The 4,184-nt window shown below is 46.9% G+C and carries 3 protein-coding genes; all 3 read right to left on the bottom strand.

Annotated elements, in window-relative coordinates; translation table 11 throughout:
- The coding region (locus tag AC4E7D_RS12280) for a mucoidy inhibitor MuiA family protein (protein WP_490174083.1) at positions 1-1,420 on the bottom strand (1,420 nt) is incomplete at its 3' end.
- Positions 1,421-1,576: 156 nt separating this feature from the next.
- On the bottom strand, positions 1,577-2,410 hold the full coding sequence (locus AC4E7D_RS12285) for a hypothetical protein (RefSeq protein ID WP_490174084.1): 834 nt from the start codon (positions 2,408-2,410) through the stop codon (positions 1,577-1,579).
- 142 nt (positions 2,411-2,552) lie between these two features.
- Complete coding sequence (locus tag AC4E7D_RS12290; RefSeq protein ID WP_490174085.1) at positions 2,553-4,163, bottom strand: zinc-binding metallopeptidase family protein; 1,611 nt, start codon at positions 4,161-4,163, stop codon at positions 2,553-2,555.
- Positions 4,164-4,184 lie beyond the last annotated feature (21 nt).

Here is a 4,184-nt window from a genome sequence, read left to right on the forward strand (position 1 = left end):
TGACCACATCGGCAATGAGATAAGCCGCTTTCTCTATTTTGGGCACGCTGATGTATTTATAGCTTACGGGCAGGGCATAATTGGCCATGTCCAGGGTAAAGGTCTGGTTGTTGGATTTTACGGTATAAGGAATATCGATTTCAAAGTCTACAGAAGTGGGGCGCGATACCTGCTGCATAGGGAGGGAAGTATCAAAGTCAGCAACTTCCTGTGCAGTGATTACATCGCCTGCGGCAACGCGTTTTGACATTTCCTTTCTGCTCTTGTTTCCAACCCCTGTCACAACAACTTCCTGCAGGGCCTGGTTGTCTTCCTGCAAGACCACATTGAGTACATCCCCTGAAATATATCGGGTTTGCGATTTATACCCGATGTAGGAAAATATCAGGGATTTGGCATCGGAAGGCAGTGCCAGGGAATAGCGTCCGTTGAAATCTGCGGTAGTACCTATGGTAGTACCACTAACGATCACATTGGCTCCTGGAAGTGTCACCCCATCAGACCCCCTTACCACGCCAGAAACTTCGGTGGTTTTCCGGTCATAGGAAGGTGGCCTGCTGCTGTAATTAAGGTAGTAAGGCAGTAATTCTGGTTTGACACCCGAGAGGCTGGGATCAGCCGTAGAGAGCCGGATCTTTACTTTGTTCCAGTCCACCTTGGTGTCTTGTTTGATATTGGCTTTGTAAACAAGGTTGATGGGGTTGCTGATATCTTTTGCACGAATGTCATAGGAGGGGTACCACCCCGCATTGTTTACCAGGTAGTTGAGCTCGGTTTGAATACGGCCCGGCCGTTCAAGTTTTACCTTAACCAGTATTTCCCCAACGGTATAATCTGTGGAACTTCTCCGGGTATTGAGCTGCCTTCTTATTTTGGCTTCTTCTTCCCGCAACTCCCTTATCTCTTTCTGATGGCTCAATATTTTCATTTTAAGGGAAGATAACCGCTGGCTATAGAAATTTGTGGCATCACGCAGGGTTACCATATTGATGGCCTCATTACCTCCAATATTCCTGTTCGCATTTAAAAACCCAATCTCCTCGTTGGTGACATCAATTTGTGTTTCCAATAATTGTATCTGATCCCGGATGTCCTGCATACCGGTTTCCATTACGGCGATCTGCGTTGCCATTTTAAGGGAATCCAGAAAGTTCTGTTGCTGGTTGACGGAGAGGAGCGTGGCCCTTCCGGTGACCTTCGCCTGTACACTTTTTGATTGTATGAACGGGGACAAGCCTGTAAACTTTAGCAGGTAAGTTCCAGCACCCAGATCCAGGGATTTCCTTCGGGTGATCTGTGCGCTTTCCAAAAACACGCTTACTTCTTCCACACTTGTTTTGACTGTGATTTCCCTTGGCTCCTGACCAGAGAGGTTAATGGAAATAAAAAACAAGAATCCTGTTATAAATGCTGCCTTCATAAGATGTAAATATTTAAGATGTATCCGGTACCTCTAAGGACGGATGCGAAAATCGACTGTGACATGGCGGAGTTAACCGTATAGGGATCTTGGCTCAAAGAACATACCAAAGCTGCCCTTGAATCGCAATATTCCTGAGATATTAACATATCAGGATTATTCTGCCGTCGTTTTAATTTCGGAAATGGTTGTTGTGCTACTGATGCTAGACATATTTTCATTCATCTTAACCGTCGTCTGCATGGGAAGTTCTGTTTTGCAATAACTCAGGTATTGCCCGGCAATATCATACTTGCAGATACCGGAACCTTCTCCCTTAACCTCCCAGCTTACACTTTCCTGTTTACTCTCTAAAGACACCTTCTGGTCAAAAGACAATACAGCGGTACCTTCTTTAACCTCTTTAAGGATATAGGTGGTAGTAATGGACGAATTAATAGGCATCATCCCTGTAGATGTAATGTTCATGGGCATTTCAGTCGTAAAGCTATCTCCGATCTTCAGGGGTTTTTCAGGGAATTCTACCTGTTGCTGTGTTTGATCCAGCATATTCGTGATGAGCTGTTTGACTTGAGGATTGAACATTTCCCCTGTAATGGAGTCCAGCACATAGCGGTCATCAGGGGTGTATTGTACCTGAATAATATTACTGGTGATAGGCAAATCCATTTTTTGTTCCTTTCCGTTGACCAGCGTACTTGAGGTAGCATCCGTATAGCGGATTTCTATTGGGATATTGCCATTGTCCTTCCGGCCTTTGGCCTCCATAATACTGATCACTTTAATTGTATTTTCAATCAGGGAGTTCTTTTTCAAGGAACTTTCCAGAGGTTGTCCTGTAGTGATTCCCGTTTCCGTTAAGGTGTAGATGCTCATCTCTGAAGTATAGGTGGTATTGGGTAGTACCAGGACTTTAAAGCTAAAGGATTCCTGGGCGCGTACAAATGAGACCGTAAGGAGCAGGAAGGTAATGGTAAATATTTGCTTCATATTTTGATATATGGATTTGTCAGGGGATCGATTAACAATAAGACATGAAAATCAAGGCACGGCCTTAACCTTGCCAAAATAATCGTTGAAAAGTAAGGCTATTCTGATTAAAAACAAATTGACTTTATGATTAAAAGCCCTGCTATTTCTGTAAAACTGCTTTCTGATCCTCTCTTAGGGTGGGGTATTCAATCCCCAGCTGTTCCAGATAGGAGTTATATTTCTTTTCGTTGTAATAAAAAGGTTTCAGCCTGGGGGCAAATTCCTCCATGATCTCTGTGTTCAGGTAGGTTGCCGGTTGGTCCTCCTTGGAGATCATCGGCTCATAGGTCTGATTGGCCGTTTGTACCTTTTTGTAATAGTCCCAGGACTGCTCCACGAGTTCTGGCTTTAACAGGAAATCCAAAATCGTCATGGCCTCTACCTTGGCTCCGGCCACTACCCCTTTGTGGGCAATGGGGGTAGCCATAGCGATGGCGTTGGACCAGTGATGCCCTTGTAAGCCGGGAATATTGGAGGGGAAGCGCAGGGTGATGGTAGGCACTTTCCAGCTGATATCCCCAATATCATCTGATCCCCCGCTCACGGGGTTCTTGACGGGCAAGCCGATGGTGTCCAGTTTTACTTTCAGACCAGAAGTGTCGCGCTGTGAATTCACTTCCCGCTGTACGGCTTTGGCCAGTATCTGGTCTGCTTCACTCCATTCAGGGAGACCAACGGTTTTGATATTCCCGTACATGGTTTCGGCCATCACCTTGTTAAAGTGCCTGGGCCAGGCAGTGCCCAGGATACGTTTGCTCATTTTGGTTCGGGTCATCATGGCTGCTGCTTCGGCAATCTCATTACCCCTTTCATAGGCAGCCATGATCTTCGGATAAGTGATCTCCCGGAAATAATACCAGATAGAGGCTTTTGAGGGGACCACATTGGGCTGGTCACCTCCATAGTTGATGATGGAATGTGAGCGCCCCAGGGGATGCATATGCTCTCTGGCGTAATTCCAGCCAATGTTCATGAGTTCCACTGCGTCCGCTGCGCTACGTCCCCGCCAGGGGGATCCTGCGGAGTGGGCCGATTCTCCTTCGAAGGTATATTCCACAGAGATCAATCCGGTACCCCGGGCTTGTCCATAGGACACGCTCATATTGTTGCTTACATGGGTAAAGATGCACATGTCCACTTCGTCAAAATACCCATCGCGGGTATAGTACGCTTTGGTAGCTACCAGTTCTTCTGCTACTCCAGGCCAGAGGATAAGCGTACCCGATAAATTTTCCCTTTTCATGATGTCTTTTACGGCCAAAGCCGCCATTACATTCAGAGGTACCCCGGCATTATGCCCTTCTCCGTGTCCGGGAGCCCCTTCTACGATAGGGTCGTGGTAGGCCACCCCGGGTTTCTGGGAGGCGCGGGGGATGCAATCCACATCACTGCCTATGGCGATGACTGGTTTTCCTTTGCCCCAACTTGCCCACCAGGCCGTGGGGACACCAGAAATTCCATTCTCTATATGGAATCCGTTCTTTTCCAGGATGCCCGTGATGTATTCAGCCGTCTCCTTCTCATGGAAACCGAGCTCAGCGAAACTGAATACCTTGTCCACCATCACCTGGGCCATCTTGGCATTATCGTCTATTTTTTGCTGGACTTCTACCTTCAGTGCCTGAAGGCGTTCTTCAGTGTTCTGGGCGCTCAGCTGGTAGGAGGGAAGGAGTAATAAAAAAAGTAACGAAAGGATGGTGTAGCGTTTCATAGGTGCGAATGTTAGTTATGG

This window comes from Lentiprolixibacter sp. (assembly GCF_982873095.1).